The sequence below is a fragment of the Cardiobacterium sp. Marseille-Q4385 genome, from assembly GCF_916618745.1.
Lineage (GTDB): Bacteria > Pseudomonadota > Gammaproteobacteria > Cardiobacteriales > Cardiobacteriaceae > Cardiobacterium.
In genome coordinates, this window is record NZ_OU745373.1 from 2,301,032 (window position 1) to 2,324,598 (window position 23,567).

Sequence of the window (23,567 nt, forward strand, 5' to 3'; positions counted from 1 at the left end):
ATGGCGGATGGTCGGCCGCCAAGCGGGACAAACACGGGCTCCTTGTCTTTTGAGACGTTGCAGGCAACGTCTCTACGTTTTTCTTTCTGCGTAGCATCATCGTGCGAGTGGAAGCCGCCAAGCGGGATAAATACTGGACTCGCAAACCGCCGCCAAGCGGGATAAACACTGGGCTCACAAACCGCAGCCAAGCGGAATAAATACAGGGACGCCACACAACCCAAAACCGCCCCGAAGGGCGGTTTTTGGTATCAGCCTGAACTATGGCCGACATTCAAGCCGCTGCCGATGCGGTAGAACTGCCCGCCAGCGACGTAGTGCAGGGTTTTGAGTTCGTCGCCGACATCATCGAAGTGCCAGTGCCCGTCGCGGAAGACGCGTGCATCCGCCCAGGCGGCGACGGCTTCGGCGAGGAAAAGGTCGTAGTTTTCCTGGTTATGCGGTTCGGGGATGAGGCGGCAGATGAGGTAGGCGGCGCAACCTTTAATGAGCGGGGTGCGGTGCCCTTCCGGATAGAAGGTTTTGATGCTGCAATCTGCCAGTTTGTGCGGATTATCGCGGCCGCTCGTGCTGCCGAGGGCAACGACTTGTGCGACCTGCGCCGCAAACGGCACTTGCACGCCGAGGTAACCGCTTTCTTCGATGAGGCGGCGGGTATAGGCGGCGCGGTCAATGATGGCGGTGATTTTGGCTGGATCGAAGTCAAAGAGGCCAACCCAGGATGCGCTCATGGCACTCTCGCGACCACCGTGGGCGGCAGAAAGGATGACCGTCGGGCCGTGATTGAGGAGGCGGTAGGCTTTGTCGAGGGGAACGGGCTGGAGGTTCATGGATTTTCCTGCAAGTGTTGGCGGATGTCTGCGGGGGAATAGGTTTTCACGCCGTCCTGCGGGTCAAGAGCGGCGACGAGCAGGGCGCGGGCGAGTTCGGCGACGGGTAGCGGGCGCTGGCTGCGCAACAGGCCGATAGCGTTCAGGGCGTGCAGGATGCGGGCGCTGATTTTTTCGCCGGGGCGGTCGCTGTCCGGGCGGATAAGCAATGGCGGACGGAAGATGCGCAGGCGTGGGTAGCCGAGCGCGGTGATCGCTTCTTCCAGCGCGCCTTTCATGCGCGGATAAAAGAAGGGCGAGCGGGCATTGGCACCGGCGGCAGAAACCAGCACCAGTGTGCCCGCACCGTTTTTCCGCGCAGCACGGGCGAAATCGAGCGCGGCCTGGTAGTCGATTTGCCATTGTGCGTCTTTGCTGCCTGCTACTTTCAGGGTTGTGCCGAGGCAGATGAAGACGGTATCGCCGCGCACTTCATCAACCCATTGCTGCGGCTGGCTGAAATCAATAGCGTGGTTATGCAGTTTTTCGTGGCTAAAGGCGGGTTCACGGCGACCGTAGCTGTCGATGCGTTCTACCGCCGGAGCAGCGGCAAGCAGCGGCAGTAGCGCGCGGCCAGTAGCGCCCGTCGCGCCGATGATGAGGGTTTTCATAAATAACCTTGCAGGGTGATGAGGAAGGCGCTGTAATTGGGGCAGCGGCGGGGTTTTCAATTACCAGGGTTAGCCGTCGCGCCCGCCAAGCGGGGGAACGGGTTATTCCGTTACCCGCTTCTTTGTCGCAACGCTTTGGCTTTTGCGATCAAGCGGCTATATTGCGCGCCCTTCATAACTCACACACCCAAGGAGAGAACCCATGTGCGGAATCGTCGCCGGCGTCGCCGAACGCAATATCACCCCCATCCTGCTTGAAGGCCTGAAACGCCTCGAATATCGCGGCTATGACTCGGCCGGACTCGCCGTCTGTCACAGTGGCCGCATCGAGCGCTGCCGTGCCGTCGGCAAAGTGGCGAGCCTCGTCGCCAAAGTGCAGGAAGAACAACTCAGCGGCACGAGCGGCATCGCCCACACCCGCTGGGCGACGCACGGCGTGCCAAGCGAACGCAATGCCCACCCGCATATGAGCGGCGAACGCATCGCCGTCGTCCACAACGGCATCATCGAAAACTACCAGGAAATCCGCGACGAACTGCGCGCGCGCGGCTACACCTTCCACAGCGACACCGACACCGAAGTCATCGCCCACCTCATCGACAGCCATTACCGCGACGACTTGCACGCCGCTGTCCTCACCGCCACTGCCCGTCTGCGCGGCGCTTATGCCATCGCCGTGCTCGCCGCCGACCGCCCCGACGAAATCATCGCTGCCCGCCACGGCTCGCCGATGGTCATCGGCCTCGGTATCGGCGAACACTTCGCCGCCTCCGACATCTACGCCCTCCTGCCCGTCACCCGCCGCTTCATCTCCATGCAGGAAAACGACAGCGCGCGCATCACGAAAGACGGCTACCAGATTTACGACGCGAGCGGCGCCCCCGTCGTCCGCGCCGAAAGCGAAAGCGAACAAAGCGCCGACCTCACCGGCAAAGGCGGCTACAAACACTACATGCAAAAAGAAATCTTCGAACAGCCGACCGCGATTGCCGACACCCTCGAAGGCCGCCTCGCTCACGGCGAACTGCATCTCACCAGCCTGCGCCCGGAACTGCTCGCCAGCCTCGCGCGCACGCGGCAAATCCACGTTATCGCCTGCGGCACCAGCTACCACGCGGGGCTGGTCATGAAATACCACTTCGAAGAAAACGGCATCCCGACCAGCGTCGAATACGCCAGCGAATACCTCTACCGCCCCATCGCCGTACCGGCAGACACCCTGCTCATCACCCTCTCCCAATCCGGCGAAACCGCTGACACCCTCGCCGCCCTGGAAAAAGGCAAACAGGACGGGCGCTACCTCGATAACCTCGCCATCTGCAACGTTCCCGAAAGCGCGCTGACCCGCGCCGCCGCGCACACCATCCTCACCCGCGCCGGGCGGGAAATCGGCGTCGCCTCCACCAAAGCCTTCGTCACCCAGCTTGCCGTGCTTCATCTCGTCAACGCCATCATCGCCGAACTGCAAGGCCGCGCCTACAGCCGCGAACGGCTTGCCGCTTTCGACCGCCTGCCGCGCGAACTGCACGACATCCTCGCCCTCGAACCCGCCATCGCCCAAGCAGCGAAAAGCCTCGAACACCGCCACGGCTGCCTCTACCTGGGGCGCGGCGAAAACTACCCGCTCGCCGCCGAAGGTGCGCTCAAACTGAAAGAACTCGCCTACATCCACGCCGAAGCCCACCCCGCCGGCGAACTCAAACACGGCCCGCTGGCGCTGGTGGACGAACACATGCCCGTCATCGCCCTCATCAAGCACGACGCATTGGCCGAAAAAGTCATCAGCAACCTTGAAGTCGTGCAGGCGCGCGGCGGCCGCCTCATCCTCTTTGCCGACGACCGTGTTGCCCTCGAAGGCTTCCCCGGCGCGCAAATCATCCGCCTCGGCCAGCTCGACGACCTCACTGCCGCCATCGCCAGCATCATCCCGCTGCAACTTTTTGCCTACCACGTCGCCCTGCTGAAAGGCACGGACGTGGATCAGCCGCGCAACCTTGCCAAATCGGTGACGGTGGAATAAGGGCACGCAAAGACCGCCCGGTTAGTAAAACCGGGCGTATTCCACCGTAGCTGGGAGCGAAAAAGGCGACAGCTGCATTCTATGGTTGAATAGATAAAAAATTGTAACGGCGTCGCCTTGTCTCTTTCCTATTGAAGCCACTATAGGAAAGGCGATAGCCGTCAATGAAAACGCCGAATGCTTGCGGCATTCGGCGTTTTGCAATGGAGGGAAATTCTTACCGTTTCAGCGCGTCGGCGCGGTCGGTTTTTTCCCAGGTGAAGTCCGGTAACTCGCGGCCAAAGTGACCGTAAGCGGCGGTTTGACGGTAAATCGGGCGGATGAGGTCAAGCATTTCGATGATGCCGTAGGGGGTGAGGTCAAACACCGCGCGAACGCGTTTGATGATCTCATCGTCCGGGATGGTGCCGGTGCCGAAGGTGTTGACCATGACGGAGGTCGGCTCGGCGACGCCGATGGCGTAAGAGACTTGCACTTCGCAGCGTTTGGCGAGCCCGGCGGCGACGATGTTCTTCGCCACATAGCGACCCGCATAAGCGGCGCTACGATCCACTTTGGAGGGGTCTTTGCCGGAGAAAGCACCGCCGCCGTGGTGCGCGGAGCCGCCGTAGGTATCGACGATAATTTTGCGCCCGGTCAGGCCGCAGTCGCCCACCGGCCCGCCGATAACAAATTTGCCGGTCGGGTTGATGTGGTATTTGGTGTCCTTGTCAAGCCATTCGGCGGGCAGGACTTTGTCGATGATGAGTTCGCGCACTGCTTCTTGCAGGTCTTTTTGCGAGATGTCCGGATCGTGCTGGGTGGAGAGGACGACGGCGTCGATACCGGTGATTTTGTCGTCTTCGTAGCGGAAGGTGACTTGCGATTTGGCATCAGGACGCAGCCACGGCAGCACACCGTCGCGGCGCACTTTCGATTGCCGCTCAACCAGACGGTGCGCGTAGGTAATCGGCGCAGGCATCAGGGTCGGTGTTTCGTCGCAGGCATAGCCGAACATCAGGCCCTGGTCGCCAGCACCTTGTTTGCGTTTTTCTTCGCGATCCACGCCTTGGGCGATGTCGGAAGATTGCTTGCCGATGACGTTCAGCACGGCACAGGTTGCACCATCGAAGCCAACGTCGGAGCTGTTGTAGCCGATGTCGGTGATGGTCTTGCGCACGATGCTCTCCAAATCCACCCAGGCGGAGGTGGTGACTTCGCCGGCGACCATCGCCATGCCGGTTTTGATGAGGGTTTCGCAGGCGACACGGGCATTCGGATCTTGCGCGATGATGGCGTCTAGCACCGCATCGGAAATCTGGTCGGCGATTTTGTCGGGATGTCCTTCGGACACGGATTCGGAAGTAAACAGGTAATGGCTCATGCCGTTCTCCTAGGTGAAAAGAGTGAATGAAATACCGCTGCTCAACCCTCTGCGGCGGACGGTGTTATCGTATCAAAATTAACTGATGGCGATGATAACGGCTGCGCATAACGCTATATCAAGCGGCTCTCAGTGCAATATCCGCTTGATACAGGCACTGACTGTCTTCACGGCAACATTGGCGACCGCCTGATCTCGCGTCGCAGGATTGATGACCTGCAATATCTCCTGATTCGTCATATTCGCGGGCGCTTCCTCGCTGACGCAGCCGCAGATCTTGTTTTCCCACTGTTTTTTTACCTCACTGCCCATTAAGGCGGAGGCGATCTGCCATTCCTGGCGCTTGTTGAGCTGGGTGCGGCATTGCTGGTCAACCAGCGGCGAGACAATTTCCCGCGCCACATTTTCCGAGACACGGCCATCAGCAGCACAACCGGCGAGCAGGACGGCGAAAGAGAACAGCAGCGTTTTTTGCATAAAAATTTCCGATAGATAAGAAGGATGAGCATTATAGCGGCGAAAAGGTGTGAAAAATCTGTGGACATTGTGTGAAATAAGCCTAAAATGCGCGCGGATTTACACATCGGAGTAACAAAATGACACGTTCCCTCACCCTGGCCGTCTGTGCCGCCCTCGCTACTGCCGCTTACGCCGCAGAACCCCTGACCTACGGCGTACGCCCGTTCTACCTCATCGATAACCTCGAAGACGGCGCGCTGAAAGATGAACTCAAAGCCTGCGCCCAGCAGACCCCGAAGAAAAGCGAATTCAGCATCGCCCACCGGGGCGCAGCGCTGCAATTCCCGGAACACACCCGCGATTCCTACCTCGCCGGTGCGCGTGAAGGGGCAGGCATCCTCGAATGCGACGTTGCCTTTACCAAAGATAAAGAACTCGTCTGCCGCCACGCGCAAAACGACCTGCACAACACCACGAACATCCTCGCCACCCCGCTGGCCGCCAAATGTAGCGTACCGTTCAAACCTGCCGAATACGATGCTGACGGCAAACTGGTGAAAGAAGCCGAAGTTGAATGCCGCACCTCGGATATCACCCTCGCCGAATTCAAAACGCTCAAAGGCAAAATGGACGGCGGCAACAAAGGTGCGCGCAGCGTTGAAGAATATATGCAGGGTACCCCCGCCTGGCGCACCGAAATGTATGCGCAAAACGGCGAACTGATGACGCACAAAGAAAGTATCGAACTCTTCAAAAGCCTCGGCGTGAAAATGACCCCGGAACTGAAAGAGCCGGTTGTCGCCATGCCGTATGAAGGCTTCACCCTTGAACAGTACGCACAAAAAATGCTTGACGAGTACGCTGAAGCCGGCGTTGCCCCCAGCGACGTATTCCCGCAATCCTTCCAGCCGGAAGTCATCCGCTACTGGCTAGCCAAAGGCGGCGACTATGGCAAACAGGCCGTCTTCCTTGACGAAACCCTGGATACCGCGCCGCGTATCAAAGAAATGCCTGAATGGCGCAAACTCGGCCTGCAATACCTCTCACCGGCAATGCCGATGCTCGTCAAAAATGACGGCGGCAAATTCGGCGTCTCTGACTACGCCAAAGCCGCGAAAGACAACGGCCTCAAACTCATCACCTGGACACTGGAACGCTCCGGCCCGATTGCCAAAGGCGGCGGCTGGTACTTCACCGGTGTGGAAGACCTCGGCAAAAAAGATGGCGACATCTACAACTACCTCGACGTGCTCGCCAAAGATGTCGGCATCGTCGGCATCTTCAGCGACTGGCCGGCGACCGTTACCTACTACGCCAACTGCAAAGGGCTATAAACCACCCACCCACAAGGCGCTGCACCGGCAGCGCCTTTTCATATCCGGATAACCAACATGATCAACACCGCCATCATCGGCTGCGGCATGTCCGCCCGCACCTTCCATCTGCCGCTCATCGCCGCCAATCCTGCCTACCGCTTGACTGCGCTGATCAGCAGCCGCGAGCAGCCTGATCTCGCCATCCCGCGTTACGCCGATGCTGGCACCATGCTGGCAGAAAGTGACGCCGAACTGGTCATCATCACCGCGCCGAACAGCGTCCACTACGAGCTTGCCGCAGAGTGCCTTGCCGCAGGCCGTCACGTCGTCCTCGAAAAACCGATGGTGAACACCTTTGCCGAAGGGCAAGCGCTCATCCGACTTGCCGCTGAAAACCGGCGCCTACTCAGTGTCTTCCACAACCGCCGCTGGGACAGTGACTACCTCACCCTGAAACAGCTCCTCGCTGACGGCGTTCTTGGCGCCCCGCGCCTTCTTATCTCCCGCTGGGATCGCTACCGCCCGCAAGTGCGCGACCGCTGGCGCGAAAACCCCGGCGCGGGCGCCGGCGTATGGTACGACCTCGGCGCGCACCTGCTCGATCAGGCGATTGACCTCTTCGGCCTGCCACAAGCCGTAACCGGCCACTGCCGCGCCCTGCGTCCCGGTAGCCAGACCGTAGATTACGCCCACGTTCAGCTGCACTACGCCACGCACGAAGTCGTTCTGCATACCGCCCCTTACTGCAACGCGCCAGTCGCCCGCTTCCATCTCGAAGGCGAATGCGCCACCTACGTCAAATACGGCCTTGACCCGCAAGAAGCCCAACTCAAAGCGGGTATGCACCCTGCTGATCCCGCTTACGGCGTAGAACCCGCTGACCAGCACGGCACTCTTTACACCGAAAACGATAGTCGCTGCATCATCACTCTGCGCGGCAATTTCCCCGCTTACTACGCAAATATTGCTGCCGCCATCCGTGGCGAAGCGCCGCTGACTGTTACCGCCGAGCAGGCCCTGCACGTCATCTACCTCACCGAACTGGCGCAGCAGAGCAGTGACGAAGGACGGCGCCTGCCGGTTGCTTTGCCGGCGTGAAAATCACGGTGATTGTGAATTTTTCCCTTCCTTTCCCCAATCACGTGTGGCTATAATGTGCATACGGTGTTGGAATGTGTTGATTCCGCCTAATCCTGTCCACATATTTCACCGCCACCGCTTGTGTTGCAGGCGGTTGTCCCTTCCCACCCATCAGGAGTCAATGTTATGAAATGGTCTCGCTTCACCAAACTTGCCGCCGCAGTTGCCGCCGGTTCCCTCTTGGCCGTCCATGCCCATGCTGCCGGGCGGCTTGTTGTCTATTGCAGCGCAACGAATGCCATGTGTGAAAATGCGGTGAAGGAATTCGGCAAGAAGCACGACGTGAAGGCTTCGTTTATCCGCAACGGCTCTGGCAGTACCTTTGCCAAGGTGGAAGCGGAGAAAAACAATCCGCAGGCCGATGTTTGGTACGGCGGTACGTTTGACCCGCAGTCGCAGGCTGGTGAACTGGGTCTGCTTGAAGCCTATCAGTCGCCCAATCTACCGCAGATTATCGAGCGTTTCCGCGATCCGGGTAAGGTGAAGGGTAACTACACCTCGGCGATTTATATGGGCATCCTCGGCTTTGGTGTGAATACTGACCGCCTGAACAAGCTTGGTATCAAAGAAGTGCCGAAGTGCTGGAAAGACCTGACTAAACCGGAATACAAGGGTGAGGTGCAAATCGCCGACCCGCAAAGTGCCGGTACGGCCTACACCGCGCTCGCTACCTTTGTGCAACTCTGGGGTGAGGACGAGGCTTTCAATTATTTCCGCCAGTTGCACCCGAATATTTCGCAGTACACCAAATCCGGCGTGACCCCGTCGCGCAATGCCGCACGCGGTGAAACGGCCATCGGTATCGGCTTCCTGCACGATTACACTCTGGAGAAGAATAAAGGTGCGCCGCTGGAACTGGTCGTGCCGTGTGAAGGTACGGGCTACGAACTGGGCGGTGTCAGCATCCTGAAAGGGGCGCGCAACATGGATAACGCCAAGCTGTTCGTGGATTGGGCCCTCTCAAAAGAAGGACAGGAATCCGCCTGGAAACAAGGCGAGTCTTTGCAGATTCTGACCAATACCACCGCCGAACAGGCGCCAAATACGCCGGATCCCGCGCAACTGAAATTGATTGACTACGATTTTGCGAAATATGGTTCTGCCGATGAGCGCAAGCGGTTAATCGATAAATGGGTAGAAACGGTCAAGATGGGTAAATAACAGTTTTAAGTACGGTCTGTGTGTCAGGCCGTACTTTTTATTATATTGAGGAGGCGACTATGAAGATTTCTCGAATTGCGCTCGCTATATCGGGCCTTGTATTAAGCAGTGCGGTTTTTGCAGCGGCAGAAAGTCGCCTGGTGGTGTATTGCAGCGCGCAAAATACGATGTGCGAGCAGGAAGTGCTGGCATTCGAGCAGAAGTACAAAATCAAGACGAATTCTATTCGTGGCAGCACCGGCAGTATTTTTGCGCGGATAGAAGCGGAAAAAGCTAATCCGCAAGGCGATGTCTGGTATGGCGGTACATTGGATCCGCATTCACAGGCGGGCGAAATGGGATTGCTTGAAGCCTATAAATCGCCCAATTTGCAATACATCCCCGATGCGCTGAAAGATCCGGCCAAAGTGAAAGGCAATTATTCTTCAGCAATTTATCTGGGTATTCTCGGTTTTGGCGTGAATACGGAACGCCTGCAAAAGTTGAATCTGCCGGTGCCGAAATGCTGGAAGGATTTGACTGACCCGAAATACAAAAATGAAATCCAGGCTGCCGACCCGCAAAGTTCCGGTACGGCTTATACGCAGATTGCCACTTTTGTGCAGCTCTGGGGCGAGGAAGAGGCTTTCAAATTCTTGAAGGAACTCAATAAAAACGTCTCGCAATATACGAAATCCGGCAATACTGCTACTCGCAATACCGCGCGCGGGGAAGCGGCGATTGGTATCGGCTTTTTGCATGAGCACTCCATTGAGAAGGAAAAGGGTGCACCGGTGGAATTAATCGTGCCGTGTGAAGGTACGGGTTATGAAATTGGTGGCGTCAGCATTATCAAGGGTGCAAGAAATCCTGAAAACGCGAAATTGTTTGTTGATTGGGCGTTATCCAAAGAGGCTCAGGAATTGTCGTGGAAGAAAGGGGAATCGCACCAAATCCTGACGAATAGTGAGGCGGAAATGTCGCCCTATTCGCTGGATTTCAAGTCCATCAATTTGATTAACTACGATTTTGATAAATACGGTGCCAGTGATTTGCGCAAACGTTTGATTAAACGCTGGGTCGATGAGGTCAAATTGGGGAAATAGGAGCGCAGTTGTCCCGCTTGGCGGGCCCAGTGTTTATCCCGCTTGGCCCGTACCCCCAGTAAGGAGTTAGATGAAAAAAGCCCTTCCCCCGTGAGGTGAAGGGCGGGATAGGGGCAGCAGATAAATCGCTCCGCGATAAATCCAGTATTTATCCCGCTTGGCGGGCCGGTATTTACGCCGCTTGACGAGCCCAGTGTTTACGTCGCTTGGCGAGCCCAGTGTTTACGCCGCTTGACGAACCCAGTATTTATCCCGCTTGGCGGGCGTTAACAACGTTAAATTGTTTTACCGGTGGGCGTCATCCCACCCTGCAATCGAGGTTTTATGAATCTGTTTTCACGTTTTTTGCAGCGGCCCGTATTTTGGGTCGTGCTGGCATTTGCGGCATTCTTGCTGCTGCCGTCTTTTGCCCTCGATTATGGGCTGTTTGAGGCGACGCGCGATGAGCGCCTCGCCGCGATGGGCTGGCATTCGCTCAATATAAGCTGGCTGTGGTTCGCACCGCTCGTCGGTTTCCTGCTTTTGCCCGCGCTCAAGCTCGCGCCTGCGGTGCAGGCCAAGAGTGAGCTGGCGCTTGCCGCTGTTATCACCGCGCTGGTCGTCATCAGTGCCGAGCTGCGCCATGTCTCGCTTGGCTATGCGGTGATTGGCCTCGCCTTGGCGCTGATTGCGCTGGCAACCCTCGCGCTTGCCCGCTTGAAGGTGTTGCAAGGCGACAAATTCATCATCGCGTCGCTGCTCTTAATCATCTTGCTCATCGCGCTTTTCATCGTCTTCCCGACGATCGCCATTTTCAAGGCGATGTTTTATGACGAAAGCGGCGCGTTCGTGCCCGGTCAGGTGCTCGATATTCTGGGCCGCAGCTACATCGTGCGCGTCATTGGTAATTCGCTGATGCTCTCCGGCTTTGTCGGCCTGATGTCCACGTTGTTCGGTCTCGCTTTTGCGCTGTACACCACCCGTATTGCCCGCCGCACCGCATTTGTCGGCAAGATTTTTTCGATTCTGCCGATTGTCACGCCGCCGTTTGTGGTCGGCCTCGGTGTGACGCTGATGCTGGGCCGTTCCGGTTATGTCACGGAATGGCTGATGCACCTCGGCTTCACCAATACCAACTGGCTCTACGGTTTCAACGGTATCGCCATCGCGCAAATCCTCGCGTTTACCCCGCTTGCCTTCATGATTCTTGACGGTGCGCTGAAATCCATTCACCCGTCCATCGAGGAAGCGTCCTACACGCTGCGCGCCAACCGTTATCAGACGTTCTTCCAGATTATTTTCCCGCTGCTGCGTCCGGCGTTGGCCAACGCTTTCTTGCTGGTCTTCATACAGTCGCTCGCCGATTTCAGTAACCCCCTGGTGCTCGGCGGCAGCTTCGACGTCATCGCCACGCAGATTTATTTCTACATCGCCGGTTCCCAGCTGGATTACGCCTCGGCCAGTACCCTCGGCACCATCCTGCTTCTGTTCTCGCTCGGTATTTTCATCGTGCAGTATTTGTGGATTGGCAACCGCTCCTACATCACCGTTTCCGGCAAGTCCTATCGCGGTGAGGTGCAGGAACTGCCGCGCGGCCTGAAGAACGCGATTACTGCGCTGCTCGCAGTGTGGGTTGTCTTCAACATCGCCCTCTACGGCAGCATTTTCTACGGCAGCTTCACCGTGAACTGGGGTGTGGATTACACGCTCACTGCGAAGAACTACGCCATGCTCTTCGGGCAGGGGCTGAATGATGGTGCCTGGCCGTCCTTGATTAACACCCTGATTTACGCCGGCATCGCCGCTGTGCTCACCGCCCTGCTCGGCCTGCTGATTGCCTACATCGTGGTGCGCAAACAGTTTCGCGGCAAGAAAGCGCTGGAATTCCTCACCATGCTCTGCTTCGCCATCCCCGGCACAGCAGCGGGCGTGTCCTACATCCTCGCCTTCAATAACGCCCCGCTTTATCTCACCGGCACCGGCATCATCGTCATCATCTCGATGGTCATGCGTGACCTGCCGGTAGGGATGCGCGCCGCTATCGCTGGTCTTGGCCAGCTCGACAAATCGCTGGATGAAGCCTCGCTCTCGCTCAAAGGCAGCTCCTTCAAGACCATCATTTACATCATTCTGCCGCTCTTGAAGCCTGCGCTGCTCTCGGCGCTCGTGACCAGTTTCGTGAAAGCCATGACCACCGTCAGCGCCATCATCTTCCTGGTGACTGCCGACACGCGCGTCGCGACGGCCTACATCCTGAACCGCGTCGAAGACGGCGAATACGGCATTGCCATCGCCTACGGCTCGATCCTGATCGTCGTCATGATGAGCATCATCCTCTTCTTCGACTGGATCATCGGCGACACCCGCATCGCCCGCTCGAAAGCCCGCCAACCCGCACAATAAGAGATTCCCATGAGTACAGAAAACAACGCCTTTCTCGTTCTGAAAAACGTCAGCAAGCGCTTCGGCAAGGCCGTCGTCATCGACAACCTCGACCTCAACATCGAGCGCGGCACCATGACCACCCTGCTCGGTCCCTCCGGTTGCGGCAAAACCACCATCCTGCGCCTCGTTGCCGGTCTCGAAAGCCCGACCTCCGGGCAAATCTACATCGACGGCGAAGACGTAACCAAGGCCTCCATCCAGCATCGTGACATCTGTATTGTCTTCCAGTCCTACGCGCTCTTCCCGCACATGAGCATCGCCGATAACGTCGGCTACGGCCTGAAAATGCTGAACGTCGGCAAAGACGAACGCAAACGTCGCATCGAAGAAGCCTTGGCGCTCGTGGATTTGGCCGGATTCGGCGAACGCTACGTCGACCAAATCTCCGGCGGCCAACAACAACGCGTGGCCCTCGCCCGTGCCCTCGTCCTCAAGCCGAAAGTGCTGCTCTTCGACGAACCGCTCTCCAACCTCGACGCTAACCTGCGCCGCAGCATGCGCGAAAAAATCCGCGAACTGCAACAAAGCCTTGGCATTACCTCACTCTACGTCACCCACGACCAAAGCGAAGCCTTTGCCGTCTCGGATCAGGTCATCGTCATGGACAAAGGCCGCATCATGCAAAAAGCGAGCTCGCGCGAACTCTACCAGCGCCCCAACTCGCTTTTCCTCGCCAACTTCATGGGCGAATCCAGCATCTTCGCTGCCGAACTCGCCGGCAACCGCCTCACCGTGAACGGCTACAGCTTCGACCTGCCGGACGCCGCCGCCTTTGGCATTAAAGATGGTGCCTGCCTCGTTGGCATCCGCCCCGAAGCCGTCACCCTCAAAGACACGGGCGAAGCGGCACAGCACTGCACCATCCAGAGCGCGGTGTACATGGGCAACCACTGGGAAATCGTCGCCGACTGGCAGGGCAAACCGCTGCTGGTGAACCTGAAGCCGGAAGAATTTAGCGAAGGCAGCCGCGAAGGCTACGTCCACCTTGCCCGCACGGGGGTGTTCCTATTGCCGCCGCAGGATTGATGACGGTTGCCTTAGGCAACCAGAAAAGTGGGGCAGTGCCTCCTTGCAGGTGCGGCAGGGTAGGGCGGGATTAACTTCCCACGATGCCCTCCGCTCCCTCTTGGTGGGTTTGCAGCCTACCTGACAAACCCCAGCGTTTATCCCGCTTGGTATGCTCTCAACCAAAAATTTGCACAAAAATAAAACCCCTCCGGCAAAGGAGGGGTTTTTACTGCATGATTCACTGAAATCAGTGCGCGTCGTTGTCGCCGACCGCCTGTTGCAGATAATTCGCCTCGCCGATCTCGGCGATCAAATCCTGCTGCGTTTCCAGCCAGTCAATATATTCCTCGACATCATCCAGCAGCTCTTCCACCAGCGTACGCGAGACGAAATCGCGCGCCCCGCCGAGCAGTTTCACCGCATCCCGCAAGTCACCATGCTGGGCGTAGGCCGCTTGCAGGTCGCAGGCAATCGCTTCCGCCACCGTTTCACCGATGAAGAGCTTGCCGAGGTCTTGCAGATTCGGCAGCCCTTCCAGCAGGAAAATGCGGGCAATGAGCTTGTCAGCGTTTTTCATGGCGCGGATGGATTGCTTGTACATGGTATGCCCGACGCTGTCGTAGCCCCAGTTGTTCAGCATCCGCGCGTGCAGGAAATACTGGTTGATGACGGTCAGCTCGTGCCTGAGCAGCTTGTTCAGGCAGGTGAGCACTTCGGGGGCAATCTGCATGATGCCTCCTTAGAGCTGGCTTTGCAGGTAGTTCTGCAAGCCCATCTGCTCGATCTGGCGCAGTTGCTGTTCCAGCCAGTGCGCGTGGTCTTCCTCCGTATCTTTCAGCTGCTCAATCAGCATGTTGCGGGTGACATAATCGTGATGCTGCTCGCAGAGGGCGATACCGGTCTTCAGATTGTCACGCACTGAATATTCCGCTTGCAGGTCGTTTTCCATCATCGATTTCACGTCGCTGCCAACGTTCAGCGGCGCCGGCACCATGTTCGGCGTGCCACCCAGCATCAGTACACGCTTGATCATCTGCGTGGCATGCTCGGTTTCGTGCTCCATTTCGTGATGGTTAGCATCAAACAGCTTGGTGTAGCCCCATTCGTCGTACATGCGGGCGTGGATGAAATACTGGTCGCGTGCGCCGAGTTCGCCGGCAATCAGTTTGTTCAGATAAGCGATAACTTCTGGATTTCCTTGCATGGGATTTCTCCGGTAAATGGTTTAAAGGGATGGTGAGTATTACGGGTGTGACGAAGTACGTCAAAAAATTTTTTGCCGTCATCTGTCGATTTTAGCCAATGAAGCACAACACATTGAAAAACAAACACTATTTAACGTTGAAAAGAACTTTTCCCATTTGAATTCCAAATCATGATACGGGCAAACAAATAAAAATACTTATCGACGGCGGCTTGGTAATACCAAGTCCGGCGTCAGTCAGGTTTTATCTATTCAGCCTTCATACACGACAAAAAACTTCCCGTGGCCACTTGAAGGGCCCAGTATTTACGCCGCTTGGCACAGATAAATCCCTTCTCCCTGGGGAAAAATTGGGATGAGGCGGCAGACAATCTGCGCAGGAACAAACGGTGGAAAGGGCTTTGGCATGCGAAGGAAACCGATGGTTATGCCAGCCCCAGGCGGTGCAGGAGCAGCGGCAGCAGTTCGGGCGGCAGTTCGGCGCGATAATCGGCGATGTAGGTGCGCTGTTTGAGTGTTTCCGGCCAGGCGGTGGTTTTCACTGCATCTTTGCTGCTGATGATGAGGCTACCTTTGGCGGCAAAGTCGGCCGCTGTCGCTGGCAGGGCGGCGTGGTCGGGAAAGCTGCGGCAGGCGGCGAGGTTTGCGCCTTGCGCACGCAGGCTGGCGAAGAAGCGTTCCGGGCGGGCGATGGCGGTTAGCGCGTACAGCGGTGCGGCGAGAGCCGTTAGCGGGCGTCGTTCGCCACCACCAAGTGGGCGCACACCGTCGCTGGTGTAGTGCAGCGGATAACTGTGTGGATGCGGGTAACGCGCCGGGTTGCCGCTCAGTACGATGTCGGCACGGCGCAAGCGGGCGGATGTTTCGCGCATGGGGCCGGCGGGCAGGAGGAAGCCGTTGCCCAGACCAAGATCGGCGGCGATGACGACGATTTCCGCGTCGCGGGCGAGGGCATAGTGTTGCAGGCCGTCATCGGCGATGAGCAGGCGAGTCGCCGGATAGTCGTGCAGGAGTTTTTGCGCGGCGGTGGCGCGTTTTCTGGCGACGACGACGGGCGCGCCGGTTGTCTGCCACAGCAGCAGCGGTTCGTCGCCGACCACAGCCGCATCCGGGCAGGTGGCGACATCGGTAGCGGTTTGCGCACTGCCGCCGTAGCCACGGCTGATGATGCCGACGTTAATACCGCGTGTTTGCAACTCTCGTGTGAGTGCCTGCACCAGCGGGGTTTTGCCGCTGCCGCCGACGGTGAGGTTGCCGACGATGAGGACGGGCACGGGCGACCGCCAACTTTTCAGGACGCCGCAGCGGTAGAGCATGCGGCGGACGGTACTGATCGCAGCAAATAGGGCAGCAAACGGCAGGAGGAGGAGGCTGATGGGGTTACGGCTGCGCCAGAAGCGGGGGATGTCGCTCATGGAGGGAGTCCTGTTGTTGGGGGATACGCAAAAGGGCGGAAACCCGCCCTTTTGTTGTTTAATCAAGCCATTCGGCTTTTGCCGCACGCTCGCAACTCATATTAAAGCTGATACGGCATTGGCGAGCCTCGCCGGACTAATTGGCACGGTCTTCGGTTCGCCACTTTATAGTTAAACATCTAAAAAATCGTAACGGCGTTGCGCCGCCTTGCCGTACTATCTGTACTGTCTACGGCGGCGCGCCTTGTTACGCTTTTTTATCTATTCAACTATATCTCTCTTAGTTGCCTGGAAGGTTTTTAGTGAGCGACTTTGGCGTGGTCCAGCATATAGACGACCATGTCGTGGAATTGCGCATCGTTAAGCGCTGAACCGCCTCTGGGTGGCATGCCGCCTGCCGTGCCCTGGATACCGTTCTTGACCAGAGCATCCAGGCTGCCTGCTTTGTCGAGACGGGCTTGCCAGCCGGCGGTGTCGCTTGGTTTTGGCGCGTTCGGCAGGTTGTCGTGGCAGGCAGCGCAGCTGGCTTTGTAGGCGCCTGCCGCATCAAAGGCAGGGGCAGCGGCCACTGCGGGAGTGCTGTCGGCAGGGGCAGGAGCGGCGGCGTTATCAGCGGGAGCGGCAGCACTATCGGCAGGTGCAGCTGCGTTATCAGCAGCAGCGGGGGCGGCACCGTGTGCGACTTTGGCGTGGTCGAGCATATAGATGACCATGTCGTGGAATTGCGCGTCGTCAAGCGCTGAACCGCCTTTGGGTGGCATGCCGCCCGCTGTACCCTGGATACCGCTCTTGACCAGGGCATCCAGGCTGCCTGCTTTGTCGAGGCGTGCTTGCCAGCCGGCGGTGTCGCTCGGTTTTGGCGCGTTCGGCAAGTTGTCATGACAGGCAGCGCAGCTGGCTTTGTAGGTGCCTGCTGCATCAAAGGCAGGGGCAGCTGCTACTGCGGGAGCGCTGTCAGCAGGGGTGGGAGCGGCGGCGTTATCAGCGGGAGCGGCAGCACTATCGGCAGGGGCAGGAGCAGCGGCATTATCAGCAGGAGCGGGGGCGGCACCGTGCGCGACTTTGGCGTGATCGAGCATATAGACGACCATGTCGTGGAATTGCCCGTCGTCAAGCGCTGAACCGCCTTTGGGCGGCATGCCGCCCGCTGTGCCCTGCATACCGCTCTTGACCAGGGCATCCAGGCTGCCAGCTTTGTCGAGGCGGGCTTGCCAAGCGGCGGTATCGTTGGGTTTTGGCGCATTTGGCAGGTTGTCGTGGCAAGCTGCGCAGACGGTTTTGTAGGTGCCTGCTGCATCAAAGGCAGGGGCATTGTCGGCGGCAGCCACAGCGGTATCACTCGCAGGTTTGCCCACGGTCAGTTCGCCGACGGGGGCAAGTCGCGCCGCTTGCAGGTCTTTGTTAATAGCAGGCGGTGCGGTGTCGCCGCCCCATATCACCAGCGGCAGGACGAGGAAGGCCGGCATAAAGAGGGCCAGGATGACCATGATGAGTTTGGTCTTTTGCGGGATGTTTTGCGTCATGATGGGGTCCTTATGTGTTTGGTTTGCGTCTGCGGCATGCCGCGTCGCTCTTATTTTATAGGAGCGCTGCTGTCTGTGTGCGGTTTATCTGTACATGATGTGGCTTTTTCGCTTGTCGCCTATACTTTGCGCTTTTTCAGTGGAGATTGTGATGGTGGATGCAACGAAGGTGCATTTTGTAACGGTATCGGCGGCGGATAGCGGCCAGCGGCTCGATAATTTTTTGCGCAAGCTGTATCCGGCGCTGCCGAAGAGCCGCATTTATCAGATGCTGCGCCGGGGTGAGGTGCGTCTGAATGGCGGTCGGGTCAAACCGGAATCGCGTGTCGGCGCGGGCGATACGCTGCGTTTGCCGCCGATTGCCGCCGGGCAGCGCGAGGTGCAGACGGTGCCAGCGTTTTGGTGCGAGCGGGTGCAGGCGGCGGTGCTGTTTGAAGACGCGGATTTTCTGATTTTGAATAAGCCTGCCGGGCTGCCGGTGCATGGCGGCAGCGGGCAGGAGTTTGGCCTGATTGATGCGGTGCGGCAGGTGTGGGGTGTGGGTTATGCCGAGCTCGCGCACCGCCTTGATCGCGATACTTCCGGCGTATTGGTTTTAGGCAAGCATCGGCAGGCGCTATCAGGCTTTCAGGCGCTGATGCAGGCAGGCGGGGTGGAAAAACGCTATCTCTGCCTGGTGGACGGCGCCTGGGACGACAAGGTGCGCGAGGTGCGGCTGCGTATGGAGAAGGGGCAGTTGCGCGGCGGCGAGCGCATGGTGGTCAGCGCGGCAACGGGGCAGGAGGCGCGCACGTTGTTTCGCGTCGAGCGGCGTTTTGCTCAGGCAACGCTCCTGGAAGCGCGGCTGGATACGGGGCGTACGCATCAAATTCGCGTCGCCGTGCAGTCGCGTGGACACGGCATCGCCGGCGACGACAAATACGGCAAGCGCGACTTTAACCGCGCCATCCGCCGTCTCGGTTTCAAGGGGATGTTTCTGCACGCGGCCTCAACCCGTTTCGTTTATGATGACCGCCCCGTTGCGGTCAGCGCCCCGCTGCCTGCGGCGGCATCCCAGTTATTAACCACGCTTGATAGTTTCAACACAAAGGAATCTGTATGAATTTTGATGAAGAACGCGCCCTTGCGATTGTCGCCCACGAAGCCATTGTCGAGACCCGCCGCCGTCGCCGCTGGCAAATCTTTTTCCGCTTCTTCTGGATGGGCTATTTCCTGTTGCTCCTGCTGATTTTGCTCGGTTTGGGCAAAAGCGACCGCGACAATACATCCAGCAGCGGACCTTCCAGCAAGCACATCGCCGTCGTGCCGATTCAGGGATTGATCTCTGCCGACAGCGACGCCAACGCTGACGACACCATCCGCAGTCTGGAAAAAGCCTTCAAGAACCCGCACGCCGAAGCCGTCTTCCTCGACATCAACTCTGGCGGCGGCTCACCCGTACAATCCGGCGAAATCTACCGCGCGGTGATGCGCCTCAAAGGCGAACGCAAACTGCCCGTCTATGCCGTGATTGCCGATGCGGGGGCATCGGGTGCGTACTTTATCGCCGCTTCAGCGGATGAAATCTACGCCGACCCGGCCAGCATCGTCGGCTCCATTGGCGTCATCAGCCACAACTTCGGCTACCGCGAACTACTCGGCAAGCTCGGCCTCGACCCGCGCACCTTCACCGCCGGGGAACACAAAAACTTCCTCGCCGGCGACCAGCCGCTCAAACCCGAAGAAGTTGCGCATATGCAGGGACTTCTCGACAACATCCACCAGCAATTCATCAAGGCCGTGCGCGACGGACGCGGCAGCCGCCTGAAAGAAACGCCGGAGATGTTCAGCGGTCTCTTCTGGACGGGCGAACAGGCGTTACCGCTTGGCCTTATTGATGCCCTTGGCGACAAAAACACCCTGCGCGACGCCAAATACAAAGACCTGAAAATGATCGAATACAAACGCGACCGCAACGCCTTCGAGCGCCTGATGCGCGACGTGGGCAGCGAAACCTCAGCCAGCTTGCGTCGTGCGCTCGATCTCAGCGAGCAGGTCAACCCCATGCAGCTCAAATAACCCGCGCAGCGCAATCAGCGGCAAACCAATCAGGGCATTCGGATCGCGCCCCAGCAAAGCGTCGAAAAGCAGAATGCCCAACCCTTCCGACTTGAAACTGCCCGCGCAGTTGAGCGGCGATTCCAGCGCCACATAAGCGCGCACCGCCGCCTCACTGAGCGGGCGAAACTGCACCTCGAAACGCTCCACCACACTGTGCACCACCTCGCCCCGGCGCAGGCACAGCCCCGTCAAAAACAGCACACGCCGCCCGCTGAAGCGCATAAGCTGTGCCACAGCGCGTTCAACCGTATGCGGCTTGCCGAGAATATCACCATCAATCGTCGCCACCTGATCCGAACCAATCACAAACGTCCCGGCATCGGCGGCAACCGCCTGGGCTTTCGCCACAGCCAGCCGCTCGACCAACTGCGCGGGCTCCTCCCCGGCCAGCGGCGATTCATCCACCTCTGGTCGCGCCGTCGTAAAGGGCAGACGTAAAGTCTGTAAAATAGCCGCGCGAAACGGCGACGTACTCGCTAAAAGCAACTGCATAAAACCTCCAAAAAGCACTAGTCGTTTCAAATAGGGCTGAAACAAGTCGGCGAGCCGAAGACAGTACAAACGAGTACGGCGAGGCGGGCCAACACCGTATCAGACCTATTTGAAACGATTAACACATCATAAAGGAAGCCCCTTGCAAGAAGAACACACCCCGCCCCTGGCCCGCCCGCGCTACCTCGGCCACTGGCTGCTCTGCGGCCTGCTGTGGCTTATCGTGCAACTGCCGCAGCCGCTGCGCATGACCCTCGGTGGCTGGCTTGGCCGCCTGTTCTTCCGCCTCACCCCCTATCGTCGCGCCATCAGCGCCGCCAACCTCGCCATCGCCTTCCCCGCGCTTGACGATGCAGCGCGGCAAAAACTGCTGCGCGCCCACGCCGAAAGCATCGGCCGCGGCATCATCGAAACCGGCATGGCCTGGTTTCTCAGCGAAAAACGCCTCCTTGCCCTGTCCCGCTTTGAGGCAGACCCCGCCGCGCTCGCCCTCCTGCGTGACCCGCACACGCCGGTTGTCCTCATCGGCTCGCACAGCACCCTGATGGAACTCGGCGTGCGCCTGCTCGGCCTCTACGTCAAAGCCGGCGGCATGTACCGCCCGTTGAACGACCCCTTCTTCCACCACTGGATCCGCCACCACCGCGCCCGCGCCGCCACCGAACTCATCCACTACAAAGACATGCGCCACACCCTGCGCTTCCTGCAAGCGGGCGGCAACCTCTGGTACGCGCTCGATCAGGACATGGGGCCGCGCGTCAGCGTCTTCGCGCCGTTCTTCGGCCTGGATGCGGCCAGCGTCAACATCCTGCCGAAACTGCGCGAACGCACCGGCGCGCACTGGGTGCCGGTGTACATGTGGCGCGAAGGAAACTGCTACATCGTGCGCGTCGCCGCCGAAATCAAGCCGGAAGAAGGCGAGACGGATACTGACGTCATGCGCCGCGTCAACGCCGACTACGAAGCAGAAATCCGCCGCTACCCCGAACAGTACTACTGGCTGCATCGCCGCTACAAAAACCGTCCGGACGGCAGCCGCTACCCCTATCCGGAACGGCGACGACGCTGAATCCACCCCACCTCCGCTCCTTTCCCCCTCGCAGCCCACCCGAAGACCATGCACACCACCCCTACCTCCCTCTGGGCCCCCTTCCTCCGCTTCCTCAACAACCCGCCGCTAGTCGCCCTCGTCGCCTTCGGTATCAGCCTTCTCGCCATCTTCTACTTCCTCGGCGAATGGCTTTTCCCGGTCATCGTCTCCATTGCGCTGGCCTACCTGCTCGAAGGTATCATCGGCAAACTCGAACGCTACGGCATGCGCCGCATGTTTGCCGTCACCTTCGTTTACGCCCTCTTTATCGCCGCCATCCTCTACCTCAGCATCATCCTCCTCCCGGATATCGTCGCTCAGGCCAAACTATTCATCACCGCCCTGCCGGACTACTTCCGTCTCGCCCAGGAAAAACTGCTACTGCTGCCGCAAAAATTCCCCAACACCTTCAGCGAAACCGACATCAAAAACCTGCTGGACAGCATCAACGGCGAAATCGGCAACTACAGCAAGGCGCTCTCCGGCAAAATCTTCAACTCCCTCTTCGTCGTCATCAAGGCGCTGGTGTACATCATCCTCGTGCCGCTGCTCATCTTCTTCTTCCTCAAAGATAAAGCGCTCATCCTCCGCTGGCTGGGGGGGCGCTTCCTGCCCAAACACGGACAAATCATCCGCGACATCTGGGCGGAAGTGGACATCCAGATCGGCAACTACATCCGGGGCAAATTCAGCGAAATCCTCGTCGTCTGGCTTATCACCTACATCCCCTTCCACATCTTCGACCTGCAATACGGCCTGCTCCTGAGCTTCATGGTCGGCCTCTCCGTACTTATCCCCTACATCGGCGCGACCATCGTCACCATCCCCGTGCTGGTCGTCGCCTACGTACAATACGGCCTGACCCAAGACTTCTACTGGGTGAGCGCACTCTACTTCGTGGTGCAAATCCTCGATGGCAACGTCATCGTGCCGCTCATCTTCTCGGAAGCGGTGAACATCCACCCCATCGGCATCATCATCGCCGTGCTCATCTTCGGCGGCCTATGGGGCTTCTGGGGCATCTTCTTCGCCATCCCGCTCGCCACTGTGGTCAAAGCCTGCATGGAAGCCTGGCGCCGCTACCAGATCAAAGGCGAAGAAAACGGCGAGGCGGCCTGAGCATTTACCAACCCTTGCATCCGTCTTGCCGGAGGACTACTGTCCGCTCAACACCAAGACATCACCGCGAGGAGGAAACATGGCCCGGCTGCAAAAACGGCGGACATTCCTAATGGCCCAACAACAAAGCACCATCACGCACAGCAGTGCTATGGGCGGTGGTAACGCTTTGCTTTTTTTCCGCTACCTACGCTGCTTGAGCATATTGCTTTCCTTGTTGGCCGCGACAAGTGCTTTAACAGTTCATGCGGCGGATGCGGGGAATGAATCGCTCTATCAGCGGATATCCATTCCGGCGGAATGCAGGAATCTGCATAAAGTAACCGATATAGATGACTTGATCCGGCAACTGTACGACAACATTGATAGCTACTGCCTCTTTGACATTGCGCCTGATGCTTTGGAAAAAATTTGGGGATTGCCTGTTTTTGATTTTATTAACAAGGAGTGGAAAGAAATGGATAGATTAAATCTACAGGTGCAAAAACTCTATGCAGAAAATGATAGTCTATTTATAAAAAGACGTATTGATAATATTAATAAGGTCGCCGTCTTAAATATTGCTATGACAGAAAGCTACAATATCAGGAATGATGGCTATGGCGGCAATATTAGTGAAGGAAAATTTCCAGACATACCTCTGGCGCCGGGTATCGTGCGACCAGATACGTTGCCACCACCCCACTCACCACCCATAGCCCGTCCTGATGAGCCTCTCGTCTATATTCCTGAAAATACCGTTTATAAAATTTTCACGACATACTACTGGCTTAATCATGATGGTGATAAAGAGAAACCCGTTCTGATTTTGGATACTTTATATATCCCAAGTCCAGATATTAGATTTTACAAAACGGCAAGGCCATTAGTGGATCTGTTGACAAAATAAATCATATCTGGGATTCAGCAGAATATTCAACAGGAATTAAGGATTTTGCTTTTGCTGATTGCAATAAGGAAAGGGAAATTTAGGTCATGCCAGACTAAAGCTCTCAACAATCCCATCATCATATTCATTCCAAATAGAACGAACGGATACGGTGTTGCCTCGCCTTGCTGTGCGATAAAAAACATAACATGGCGCATTGCCGCAGATAGTACAGGTAGTACGGCAAGACGGCGCAACGCTGTTACGATTTTTTAGATGTTTAACTATACTCGCCGCTGG

Annotated in this window: 21 protein-coding genes; 12 read left to right on the forward strand and 9 right to left on the reverse strand. The window is 58.0% G+C overall.

Annotated elements, in window-relative coordinates; all coding sequences use genetic code 11:
* Window positions 1-251 precede the first annotated feature (251 nt).
* Window positions 252-830 (reverse strand): flavin reductase family protein, encoded by a 579-nt coding sequence (locus LG374_RS11005; RefSeq protein WP_225757742.1) that lies wholly within the window; start codon window positions 828-830, stop codon window positions 252-254.
* Window positions 827-1,480: an NAD(P)H-binding protein gene (locus LG374_RS11010; protein ID WP_225757743.1), complete on the reverse strand. Its 654-nt coding sequence runs from the start codon at window positions 1,478-1,480 to the stop codon at window positions 827-829. Before LG374_RS11010 ends, LG374_RS11005 begins: the two co-directional genes overlap by 4 nt.
* 202 nt (window positions 1,481-1,682) lie before the next feature.
* Here LG374_RS11010 and glmS point away from each other — a divergent pair, with 202 nt between their 5' ends.
* Window positions 1,683-3,500 carry a glutamine--fructose-6-phosphate transaminase (isomerizing) gene (gene glmS, locus LG374_RS11015; protein ID WP_225757744.1) on the forward strand — a complete coding sequence of 606 codons (1,818 nt, stop codon included), beginning with the start codon at window positions 1,683-1,685 and terminating at the stop codon, window positions 3,498-3,500.
* A gap of 217 nt (window positions 3,501-3,717) precedes the next feature.
* Here glmS and metK read toward each other — a convergent pair whose 3' ends face one another.
* Window positions 3,718-4,863: a methionine adenosyltransferase gene (gene metK, locus LG374_RS11020; protein ID WP_225757745.1), complete on the reverse strand. Its 1,146-nt coding sequence runs from the start codon at window positions 4,861-4,863 to the stop codon at window positions 3,718-3,720.
* 129 nt (window positions 4,864-4,992) lie between these two features.
* Complete coding sequence (locus tag LG374_RS11025) at window positions 4,993-5,340, reverse strand: hypothetical protein (protein ID WP_225757746.1); 348 nt, start codon at window positions 5,338-5,340, stop codon at window positions 4,993-4,995.
* 119 nt (window positions 5,341-5,459) lie between these two features.
* Here LG374_RS11025 and LG374_RS11030 point away from each other — a divergent pair, with 119 nt between their 5' ends.
* The 6 genes from LG374_RS11030 (at window position 5,460) to fbpC (ending at window position 13,474) form a co-directional block, all read left to right on the forward strand.
* Window positions 5,460-6,656, forward strand: a complete 1,197-nt coding sequence (locus tag LG374_RS11030; RefSeq protein WP_225757747.1) for a glycerophosphodiester phosphodiesterase family protein — start codon at window positions 5,460-5,462, stop codon at window positions 6,654-6,656.
* Between the two features lie 57 nt (window positions 6,657-6,713).
* On the forward strand, window positions 6,714-7,736 hold the full coding sequence (locus tag LG374_RS11035) for an oxidoreductase (protein ID WP_225757748.1): 1,023 nt from the start codon (window positions 6,714-6,716) through the stop codon (window positions 7,734-7,736).
* A 168-nt stretch (window positions 7,737-7,904) separates the two neighbouring features.
* Window positions 7,905-8,939, forward strand: a complete 1,035-nt coding sequence (locus LG374_RS11040; RefSeq protein ID WP_225757749.1) for an ABC transporter substrate-binding protein — start codon at window positions 7,905-7,907, stop codon at window positions 8,937-8,939.
* A 59-nt stretch (window positions 8,940-8,998) separates the two neighbouring features.
* Entirely contained in the window at window positions 8,999-10,024 is a 1,026-nt protein-coding gene (locus LG374_RS11045) for an ABC transporter substrate-binding protein (RefSeq protein ID WP_225757750.1), read from the forward strand.
* A gap of 324 nt (window positions 10,025-10,348) precedes the next feature.
* The gene (locus LG374_RS11050) at window positions 10,349-12,406 is read left to right on the forward strand and encodes an iron ABC transporter permease (RefSeq protein ID WP_225757751.1); all 2,058 of its coding nucleotides are present in this window, start codon (window positions 10,349-10,351) and stop codon (window positions 12,404-12,406) included.
* A 9-nt stretch (window positions 12,407-12,415) separates the two neighbouring features.
* Window positions 12,416-13,474, forward strand: a complete 1,059-nt coding sequence (gene fbpC / locus LG374_RS11055) for a ferric ABC transporter ATP-binding protein (protein WP_225757752.1) — start codon at window positions 12,416-12,418, stop codon at window positions 13,472-13,474.
* 229 nt (window positions 13,475-13,703) lie between these two features.
* Here fbpC and bfr (LG374_RS11060) read toward each other — a convergent pair whose 3' ends face one another.
* The 4 genes from bfr (LG374_RS11060) to LG374_RS11075 form a co-directional block, all read right to left on the reverse strand.
* Window positions 13,704-14,186, reverse strand: coding sequence for a bacterioferritin (bfr, locus tag LG374_RS11060; protein ID WP_225757753.1), 483 nt, complete (start codon window positions 14,184-14,186; stop codon window positions 13,704-13,706).
* Between the two features lie 9 nt (window positions 14,187-14,195).
* Entirely contained in the window at window positions 14,196-14,660 is a 465-nt protein-coding gene (bfr, locus tag LG374_RS11065) for a bacterioferritin (RefSeq protein ID WP_006984372.1), read from the reverse strand.
* 425 nt (window positions 14,661-15,085) lie between these two features.
* The gene (lpxK, locus tag LG374_RS11070; protein WP_225757754.1) at window positions 15,086-16,075 is read right to left on the reverse strand and encodes a tetraacyldisaccharide 4'-kinase; all 990 of its coding nucleotides are present in this window, start codon (window positions 16,073-16,075) and stop codon (window positions 15,086-15,088) included.
* Window positions 16,076-16,374: 299 nt separating this feature from the next.
* Window positions 16,375-17,598 carry a cytochrome c5 family protein gene (locus tag LG374_RS11075; RefSeq protein WP_225757755.1) on the reverse strand — a complete coding sequence of 408 codons (1,224 nt, stop codon included), beginning with the start codon at window positions 17,596-17,598 and terminating at the stop codon, window positions 16,375-16,377.
* A gap of 151 nt (window positions 17,599-17,749) precedes the next feature.
* On the opposite strand from LG374_RS11075, the gene LG374_RS11080 reads away from it, so the two are divergent.
* Both LG374_RS11080 and sppA read left to right on the forward strand, forming a co-directional pair.
* A complete protein-coding gene (locus LG374_RS11080; protein ID WP_225757756.1) occupies window positions 17,750-18,700 on the forward strand; it encodes an RluA family pseudouridine synthase in 951 nt (316 codons plus the stop codon).
* The gene (gene sppA, locus LG374_RS11085; protein ID WP_225757757.1) at window positions 18,697-19,656 is read left to right on the forward strand and encodes a signal peptide peptidase SppA; all 960 of its coding nucleotides are present in this window, start codon (window positions 18,697-18,699) and stop codon (window positions 19,654-19,656) included. The genes LG374_RS11080 and sppA overlap by 4 nt, the downstream gene beginning before the upstream one ends.
* On the opposite strand, the gene LG374_RS11090 is transcribed toward sppA, so the two are convergent.
* Complete coding sequence (locus LG374_RS11090) at window positions 19,594-20,190, reverse strand: nucleoside triphosphate pyrophosphatase (protein WP_225757758.1); 597 nt, start codon at window positions 20,188-20,190, stop codon at window positions 19,594-19,596. The two genes, sppA and LG374_RS11090, sit on opposite strands and share 63 nt — an antisense overlap.
* A 142-nt stretch (window positions 20,191-20,332) precedes the next feature.
* On the opposite strand from LG374_RS11090, the gene LG374_RS11095 reads away from it, so the two are divergent.
* From LG374_RS11095 to LG374_RS11105, 3 genes are all read left to right on the forward strand, one after another.
* A complete protein-coding gene (locus LG374_RS11095) occupies window positions 20,333-21,259 on the forward strand; it encodes a lysophospholipid acyltransferase family protein (protein ID WP_225757759.1) in 927 nt (308 codons plus the stop codon).
* Window positions 21,260-21,307: 48 nt separating this feature from the next.
* Complete coding sequence (locus tag LG374_RS11100; RefSeq protein WP_225757760.1) at window positions 21,308-22,399, forward strand: AI-2E family transporter; 1,092 nt, start codon at window positions 21,308-21,310, stop codon at window positions 22,397-22,399.
* A 79-nt stretch (window positions 22,400-22,478) separates the two neighbouring features.
* Window positions 22,479-23,288: a hypothetical protein gene (locus tag LG374_RS11105; protein WP_225757761.1), complete on the forward strand. Its 810-nt coding sequence runs from the start codon at window positions 22,479-22,481 to the stop codon at window positions 23,286-23,288.
* Window positions 23,289-23,567: the final 279 nt, after the last annotated feature.

Excerpts from the sequence above, each read along its gene's own strand:
- LG374_RS11005 (WP_225757742.1), bottom strand. The coding sequence starts at position 830 with ATGAACCTCCAGCCCGTTCCCCTCGACAAAGCCTACCGCCTCCTCAAT.
- LG374_RS11010 (WP_225757743.1), bottom strand. The coding sequence starts at position 1,480 with ATGAAAACCCTCATCATCGGCGCGACGGGCGCTACTGGCCGCGCGCTA.
- glmS (WP_225757744.1), top strand. The coding sequence starts at position 1,683 with ATGTGCGGAATCGTCGCCGGCGTCGCCGAACGCAATATCACCCCCATC.
- metK (WP_225757745.1), bottom strand. The coding sequence starts at position 4,863 with ATGAGCCATTACCTGTTTACTTCCGAATCCGTGTCCGAAGGACATCCC.
- LG374_RS11025 (WP_225757746.1), bottom strand. The coding sequence starts at position 5,340 with ATGCAAAAAACGCTGCTGTTCTCTTTCGCCGTCCTGCTCGCCGGTTGT.
- LG374_RS11030 (WP_225757747.1), top strand. The coding sequence starts at position 5,460 with ATGACACGTTCCCTCACCCTGGCCGTCTGTGCCGCCCTCGCTACTGCC.
- LG374_RS11035 (WP_225757748.1), top strand. The coding sequence starts at position 6,714 with ATGATCAACACCGCCATCATCGGCTGCGGCATGTCCGCCCGCACCTTC.
- LG374_RS11040 (WP_225757749.1), top strand. The coding sequence starts at position 7,905 with ATGAAATGGTCTCGCTTCACCAAACTTGCCGCCGCAGTTGCCGCCGGT.
- LG374_RS11045 (WP_225757750.1), top strand. The coding sequence starts at position 8,999 with ATGAAGATTTCTCGAATTGCGCTCGCTATATCGGGCCTTGTATTAAGC.
- LG374_RS11050 (WP_225757751.1), top strand. The coding sequence starts at position 10,349 with ATGAATCTGTTTTCACGTTTTTTGCAGCGGCCCGTATTTTGGGTCGTG.
- fbpC (WP_225757752.1), top strand. The coding sequence starts at position 12,416 with ATGAGTACAGAAAACAACGCCTTTCTCGTTCTGAAAAACGTCAGCAAG.
- bfr (WP_225757753.1), bottom strand. The coding sequence starts at position 14,186 with ATGCAGATTGCCCCCGAAGTGCTCACCTGCCTGAACAAGCTGCTCAGG.
- bfr (WP_006984372.1), bottom strand. The coding sequence starts at position 14,660 with ATGCAAGGAAATCCAGAAGTTATCGCTTATCTGAACAAACTGATTGCC.
- lpxK (WP_225757754.1), bottom strand. The coding sequence starts at position 16,075 with ATGAGCGACATCCCCCGCTTCTGGCGCAGCCGTAACCCCATCAGCCTC.
- LG374_RS11075 (WP_225757755.1), bottom strand. The coding sequence starts at position 17,598 with ATGACGCAAAACATCCCGCAAAAGACCAAACTCATCATGGTCATCCTG.
- LG374_RS11080 (WP_225757756.1), top strand. The coding sequence starts at position 17,750 with ATGGTGGATGCAACGAAGGTGCATTTTGTAACGGTATCGGCGGCGGAT.
- sppA (WP_225757757.1), top strand. The coding sequence starts at position 18,697 with ATGAATTTTGATGAAGAACGCGCCCTTGCGATTGTCGCCCACGAAGCC.
- LG374_RS11090 (WP_225757758.1), bottom strand. The coding sequence starts at position 20,190 with ATGCAGTTGCTTTTAGCGAGTACGTCGCCGTTTCGCGCGGCTATTTTA.
- LG374_RS11100 (WP_225757760.1), top strand. The coding sequence starts at position 21,308 with ATGCACACCACCCCTACCTCCCTCTGGGCCCCCTTCCTCCGCTTCCTC.
- LG374_RS11105 (WP_225757761.1), top strand. The coding sequence starts at position 22,479 with ATGGCCCGGCTGCAAAAACGGCGGACATTCCTAATGGCCCAACAACAA.